General features: G+C 36.1%; 10 protein-coding genes. All 10 read right to left on the reverse strand.

The annotated features are described in order from the left end of the window. Positions 1 to 141: 141 nt before the first annotated feature. Complete coding sequence (locus AC1DVJ_RS29140; protein WP_477596091.1) at positions 142 to 1,473, reverse strand: sigma-E factor regulatory protein RseB domain-containing protein; 1,332 nt, start codon at positions 1,471 to 1,473, stop codon at positions 142 to 144. Continuing rightward, a complete protein-coding gene (locus tag AC1DVJ_RS29145; RefSeq protein ID WP_477596093.1) occupies positions 1,473 to 2,003 on the reverse strand; it encodes an RNA polymerase sigma factor in 531 nt (176 codons plus the stop codon). The genes AC1DVJ_RS29140 and AC1DVJ_RS29145 overlap by 1 nt, the downstream gene beginning before the upstream one ends. Before the next feature lie 227 nt (positions 2,004 to 2,230). Further along, positions 2,231 to 2,644 carry a hypothetical protein gene (locus AC1DVJ_RS29150; RefSeq protein WP_477596095.1) on the reverse strand — a complete coding sequence of 138 codons (414 nt, stop codon included), beginning with the start codon at positions 2,642 to 2,644 and terminating at the stop codon, positions 2,231 to 2,233. Between the two features lie 206 nt (positions 2,645 to 2,850). Further along, positions 2,851 to 3,306: a DinB family protein gene (locus AC1DVJ_RS29155; protein ID WP_477596097.1), complete on the reverse strand. Its 456-nt coding sequence runs from the start codon at positions 3,304 to 3,306 to the stop codon at positions 2,851 to 2,853. Between the two features lie 57 nt (positions 3,307 to 3,363). Next, entirely contained in the window at positions 3,364 to 3,828 is a 465-nt protein-coding gene (locus AC1DVJ_RS29160) for a DUF4362 domain-containing protein (RefSeq protein ID WP_477596099.1), read from the reverse strand. Between the two features lie 175 nt (positions 3,829 to 4,003). Continuing rightward, on the reverse strand, positions 4,004 to 4,393 hold the full coding sequence (locus tag AC1DVJ_RS29165; RefSeq protein ID WP_477596101.1) for a hypothetical protein: 390 nt from the start codon (positions 4,391 to 4,393) through the stop codon (positions 4,004 to 4,006). Between the two features lie 110 nt (positions 4,394 to 4,503). After that, positions 4,504 to 4,947, reverse strand: a complete 444-nt coding sequence (locus tag AC1DVJ_RS29170; RefSeq protein ID WP_477596103.1) for a 1,4-dihydroxy-6-naphthoate synthase — start codon at positions 4,945 to 4,947, stop codon at positions 4,504 to 4,506. 121 nt (positions 4,948 to 5,068) lie between these two features. Beyond that, positions 5,069 to 5,623, reverse strand: a complete 555-nt coding sequence (locus AC1DVJ_RS29175; protein WP_477596105.1) for a hypothetical protein — start codon at positions 5,621 to 5,623, stop codon at positions 5,069 to 5,071. A gap of 152 nt (positions 5,624 to 5,775) precedes the next feature. Further along, positions 5,776 to 6,252, reverse strand: a complete 477-nt coding sequence (locus tag AC1DVJ_RS29180) for a UPF0158 family protein (protein WP_477596107.1) — start codon at positions 6,250 to 6,252, stop codon at positions 5,776 to 5,778. Positions 6,253 to 6,410: 158 nt separating this feature from the next. After that, positions 6,411 to 6,870 (reverse strand): hypothetical protein (locus tag AC1DVJ_RS29185; RefSeq protein ID WP_477596109.1); only part of this gene is annotated, 460 nt, incomplete at its 5' end.

Below are 6,870 nucleotides of genomic sequence, written 5' to 3' on the forward strand. Positions count from 1 at the left end.
CAACTAATCATGGTTGTATTAAACTGTTCGTTACTTTAATAAACAAAATAGAAGCTGCCGTGAAGCAAGCCCCTCAAGTATAATTCTCCGTTAGGTCGAGATGAAAAATGTTTACTTCCACGGTCAATCATAACGTATTTTCTATTTTTCATATTCTATTTTCATTTCATTTAGTTTATAGCTTTTCGCTACTGCTGGAACTAACCCCTTGGTTGTAGGTGACATGACGATTGTTCCTGTGTTTCCATTCACTTTAATGTAATTAACGAGATAACCTTCTTTCGGAATAATGTACCAATCATCATTAAATGGAATAGTTGTTGTCTGCTGTCGATTATTTTTAGCCTCTTCCCACTTCGCATTTATTGAATCAGGTACAGGGAAATCTCCAGCCATCATGTGTGGGCTAGTCATCATCATTTGTTTACCGGTTCCATCAATTTCTTTCAATTTTTCATCAGGAATTTCAAAGATACTGTTATCCAGTATAGGATTAATTTCTATTGAGGTAACTTCAAAAGTTTCAACAACATTCCCATTTTTATCATAAAATTGTTTTTTAAATAGCAAACCTGTCTCATCATCTACCCATATTTTATACGTGACTGAAATCCCCTTCTGCTTTTGATATAATGGTAATTCTCCTTCAATGAGTTTGGTTTTACKGGATACTAATATATCTTCGCCTTTAAATGACCACAAATTTAAGTCAACAACCATAAAACCCAGGTTACGTAAGGGACTGACGATATCTTGTGCGTTCCTTGACCAAGCTGGATCGATAGGCAAGTAAGACGATGGGATTCCGTCTGATGAGGTAGATACAAAAGTTGTTCTAGGCTCCATCTCTGGATTTCGAGGACCAACTTTTGTTACCCTGTCTTCCTTACCATTTGTCTGCTCCAACATATAATGATTATCATTTATATATTCATTTATAGTCCCATCAGGTTGAGTAACTACTTCATACGAAGCTGGATTCTTACCTTCACGAATTTGAAATTCAACTGTTGAAGAAACTGAGTTTATATTTGTTAGTGCTTTTCCTCTCAAGGTTTTTATGTTCTGGTATGAATATGCCATCTTTTGTATAAATTCAGCTTTAACTTTTTCATCGACTGGTAGCTGGTCCTGATTCTCAAAAACTTTGTTTCGGGGAGGATAATTAACTGCCTCATTTTGTCCGACCTCTGGTAATTGGTCCTCATTCTGAGGGGTACTTTGAGTAAGGATACTTCTTTGAACGCTATTCCAATTAGAAATAAAACTCCATGTTTTATCCAAGTTCAATGTAAAGATTCCTGCTAACAATACCCCTGCAACTGTTAAACCCATCAAAGGCACAACTCTTCTAAATGTGCTTCTTTTGTTTTTAAGTTCCATTTCAATAAGGCGAATTTTCTCTTGAGTCATTTTATTTTGTTTAAAAGGCTGTGCCTCCAACCGGCTATACCAATCAGGTCGCTGTGACATTAGTCATTCTCCTTATCTAATTGTTTGGCAACTTTAGCCCTCGCCCGGAAGATCCTAGACTTCACAGTTCCTATTGATATATTGAGAGTATCCGCAATTTCTTTCATTGTCATATGATGAACTGCATCCAACAATAAGACCTCCCTTAGTTTCATGGGTAAATCTAAAACAATTCTCCATATATCATCAGTAAATTCCTTTGACAAGTATTCTTCTTCTGCCGATGGGCTAGTCTTATTGTCTTGAATGATATCCATGAGAATCATTTTTCGAAAAAAAGACTTTTTCCTATAATCGCTTGCAAGGTTACGTGCTATCTTAATTAACCAAGTTCGAAAAGAACTATCCCCTCGAAATGTAGCTATATAACGGTAGGCTTTACTAAATGTATCTTGAGTAATATCATCCGCGATGTCAGGTTTGCCAACTAGGAAATATACGTAATTCCATACAGCCTGACCATGATTTTCAATGACATGCCGGAAATCAATAACTTCTATCTCAGATACATAACGAAGATTATCATCCACCACTACGCCTCCTTTATATATTTTATTAGACCGGTCGAACGGACTGAAGGTTCCATACTAAAAAAAAATATTTTCCAATAATAAGTAAAAGAGCAACTATCCGTAAATCCGACAGTTGCTCTTTGGTACTACTGTTGTACTGACAAGTCGATAAAAAAGAAGAGCGCTGCTGCAAAACAGGCTCCTGAGCTATAGTTATTCGTTAGGGTAACGATTCGTGCTTAATGTTAATCCCACCAACTCAACAATCCATTGACGCCTTCAGTATGTATCTCTGTTGCAGTTTTGCAAAATTCTAAAAAAGCTTCCTTTAGTTCGTCAGTTACATCTTCTTGATTAACAGCCATACCTTCTAAAGAAACTCTGTAATCCCTACGTTTTGGTGTTACTGCATACCCATAAACAAACACAACAGGATATTTTCTCATAAATTCAAGCATTTCATTAACGTTTGGAGATTCATTCTGTCTTTCTTCAGGGTTAATGAACTTTTGGTTAATTAAGCTTTCGAGTATATCAATGCGAAAAGGTTCAAACTTAACCACCCTGTTCATCTTATCTTCCCAATTTACATCTAGTTTCAAAAGCTTGTCTCTATTCTCATAATCTAAATTGTAATTAAACTGAAAAGGCATATTCACTATATTCATCCTCCAATAGAATAACTTCCACAATACAAAGTAATTCGAGTATGATTGGTAATTTAAGGGTATAGATTACTGCCCTTTAGTTGAGAAAAAGGCTGCTTATCATGCTGGCAGCCTCATCTTGGTTCTAAATGTAACTAACGTTTTTTCGTTAGTTCAATGCCAAACCCATTCCGAGTAATGGTGATTATTATGCCCTATTAGAGCCTCGCGAACGTGATGTAATCGACTTGGACTGGCTCTGCAAATTCGATCCGAAGTGCCCGGTTGATCTGTCCCCRGTGATATTGCCCATGTAAGAGGACCTGCAACAGGATGTCCCGGACGGACGTTCGGAACGGAACCCCGCTCTGGTTCGCATAGTCGATCATCTCGTCCAACTCGGATTCCTYGARCCCTTCGATATAGACGCGATATTGCTCGGCGTTTTCTTCGAACATCSTCCGGATCGCCGTCAGGTCTTCCGCTTCCTCCCACAACGAATATTGCGCGCTMCCCTTGCMCTSCAATCGGGACAGCCAGACTCGTTCCGCGACCGCGACGTGCYGAACCAGCTTMAGAAGGTCCTTGTTCTTYGTCTSACTCTCCTCGAGCGCGTCCAAGATGCGTCCGTCCGCCCAGTAYAGGTGGTTCATCATGCACTTAATCGTCTTCATTTCGGTTTCCWCCTCTTCGTCTCATCGACTACTTGAACCTACTGTTCTCCCGTTAGACTATAACAGCTCTTTTCTAAATGATATTAGTCTCAGTTGCTCATCTTCCTTGAAGTTATTACATTTAGACAATTCAACATCAAGGAACTCGTTGTCCCTTTCATTCATTCGAATTGATTTACAGACATATTCTGTCTTGCCTTGGTCACTCCATGCGTCTCTTGTGTTATCAACTATCCAATGTATTTCCCTACCATTTGAATTTACGTCATGAATAATTGGACYGCCTTCCACTGTAGTAGAAACAATCATTAAGTTATCTCCTTTACCTTCATTAAATCTATTCACCATTTCATCTACACGGTCCAAATCCACTTGATCAAAGTTAATAATGATTGACTTGTTTTTGTTTGTATTTTCTTTATGGGATTGTTGATTTATAAGTACAAAAATAACACTGACCAATCCAATAAATACGATTATTTGAATGTAATTTATCGTTTTCTTGTATTTAACGATTTCCACCTCCACAATAATTCAATATTTAGAATATTCTGCTAAGGAGTAAACTATCCTGCCTGTTACTTAATAAACAAGAGGAGCTGCCACAAAGCAGCCCCCCTCAACTATAGTTATCCGTTAGCTTAATGATACGATGCAGTTAGGTTATGTTGCTGACTTCTTCGAATACCTCTAGAAATTACTTAATCTCATCTTTTAGATAATCATTCAATTCGCTTATATCGTCAGTCACAAATTCAATGTTTTTATTCTTTTGCTTTATTAATACATATAGGTCCTTTTGGGACACCTTTATTCTTTTATCTGGTATATCAAGTTCTGAAAATCCATGCATAAAGTGATTTATTCTATGGTTAATATCATTCAATCCTTCTATAGGTAATTCACCGCTTACTTTGTTATCATAGATAATAAGCGAGTAGCTAGTTTTCTCAAATATATTACCTCCAATATAAATAAAACCAAAAAAGCTTAAAAACATTACCATACCTGTGTAATACAAATATTTATTAATTGAATTTTTCATAAGGTTTTTTCCTTTTAAATTTTTTGGTTTCAGCACTTTCACCTAACTCTTATTTATGAACTTCGCAAATTTTCCATATTTGAGGTATTCGTGAAATGATTCAACTATCCTCCCGTTAACGTAGCGAGGCTGCCTATTTGCGGCAGCCTCAACTAATTATTTATTAAGCTGTCGGATACCCTTAGTTCAATCTCGTATTTATAGCCGCCTTTTCGTGGGAGTAAATCTTCAAAATCACATGCTGCAACAGCAATATAGCCCTTTGCCCATAAGCTTTCAAGGAGTAAAGAAATGGACCTAATATATCTTAGAGAATCAATATTTTCTTTTGGTTCAACTTCTAGATAAAACCGTGAATATACAAAACCATCAGGGAAATCATGTCTCTTCATTGCATCGAAAGAATCGTTTTTAATTACAGACAAATCCATTATTTCGTTTTTAATGTTGAACCATGAGTCAGCATTTCCATTAACTAACCCATTGATTACTTGGCACAAAAGCTCGATTTCCACATCAGTATCAATAAAAATTTTACAAAAAGAATCGTTTACGGCTACGATACAACACTCCTCTCTTGATAACTTGATTAACACAATAATTCCCTAACTTCCATAGTAATCTGCCCGTTAGGTCAGTGAACAAAAAACGGATGCATCGGCATCCTAGTTAAGCTATCGTTTCTCGTTAGTTGAATGAATAGTGCCGATAGCTAGATTAATCAAGCCAATGTATCTTCACATTTGTAATTTGAAATCGCCGTGTTTCTGGTCGTTTTTCTTTATCAAAAATACTCTGATATTCTGGCATTGCATCATGAATTTTTTTTGCAAAATCATATTCCTGACCATCAACCCCATTTGTAAATGTGATATTGTACTGGCGAAATCTCCCCATAACAATGGCAATTTGATATGTTGTAAACGGATTGGTAATCCCTCCGCCTCCAGTAATCTTCTCTTCTATCTCATTAATTGAATTGAATTGTGTAATGAACATATCTTCACTGTGTCCAACATAATCAAAAACCAAATAATCCCCTGTAACCATTTCTTGTCCTGTTAATGGGCCTTCCCTATCTCTAAAATAAAAAACGGATTTGTCAAGATTCAAGGGGTTTCTTAATGTCCTATTATCGGTGCCAATTATATCTACTTTTTTGTACATGTAAGCAAGGATTTCTTTCACGTCTTCATATGATGCTCTTGTTTCTTTTAGAAATGACTGAATTGCAATTTGTCTCGCAATATCACTCAATTTATATTGACTCATTGATTATTATCCTTTCGCGGGAGTCTTGCATAGTCTTTTACGAATTAACCGTGTTTAAGGTATTCGTCGATTAATTAAACTAAACTGCCCGATAGCTTAATAAGCTCTTTCGAAAAGGATAATCACATATTGTGAATGGCTAATAACCAATATTAATTTCGGATCTCAATGTCGTGCTCTTTACACCAGTCAATTACTAATTCTTTAATCTTATTTTCTCTATACATGTACCAATGTTTATCAACACCATGTTCAATTACTCCATCTTTAAATCTCCGAAACGCTCCTCTTCCTTGAATTGCATCATACAGTTCTTCTCGAATCCTCTGATCCTTAATACTCAGAATAAACTCCTCAATGAATTCATATTCATTGAATTCATTTCTTAATGTGAAGTCAACGTAAACTCCAACTTTATCCTCAATTATATTAATGGCTTTTTCAATATTCGCCCTTTGCCATACAGGAAATTTTTCGAGAGGCTCTTCATCTTCAGCTGCCCCAATTTCTTCTCTCATCAATGTAATAACTTCACCTGTTTTAGTGTTTATAAAAGTAAAAGCATCGTCAATTTGAAGTTCAATTTCACTGATTAAATCATCTATCTTTACTGGTTTGTTACTCTTCATATGCCTTTGCTCCTTTTCGAGATATACAAACATCATATCCAAAAAAACAAACAAAGCTACCTATTCGGCAGCTTTGAACACGTAATGATTGGATGGTCCAACTTTAAGGACATTGAACAAACATTTTCCGTTAGTTTAATTGTGTGGAGAATAATAAATTATAGTACAGGAATATCGAGTTCTTTACGAAGTTGCTTTACGGTCTTTTCATTTTTTTGGTATTGTTCTTCTCCTTTTTTCAATTTTTCAATTCTTTTTTCTACTTCTTCTGCCTGTTTGAGATACTTAYCGTCGTTATATCTTACCGCATCTTGTTTAAATCCTATAACACAAAGTGTCAAGTTACCAATGGATTCCTCTAATTGCTTAGCAAAATTTTCAGTATCGTCAGGATCAGCTTCCAGTTGGAGCTTTCTGATCTCACTACCCAAACTCTTAGTTTTATTGCCTAGTTGGTTTCTTATCTCTTGGTACTCTTTTGATTGGATGGGCATCGTGTCCATTTTATTGAACTCATCATCAAATTGAGCTTGCTTACCCTTAATTAGAGATTTCAGAGAGGGTACATCTTTTTCAGCTAGTGCGGAAATAGAAAATATACTTGCCCCAACTATACAT

The sequence above is a fragment of the Paenibacillus sp. P4_A9 genome (assembly GCF_056402415.1).

What these genes read in the sequence shown, in the direction of transcription:
- AC1DVJ_RS29175 (WP_477596105.1), bottom strand. Translation starts at nt 5,623, where the DNA reads ATGAGTCAATATAAATTGAGTGATATTGCGAGACAAATTGCAATTCAG.
- AC1DVJ_RS29180 (WP_477596107.1), bottom strand. Translation starts at nt 6,252, where the DNA reads ATGAAGAGTAACAAACCAGTAAAGATAGATGATTTAATCAGTGAAATT.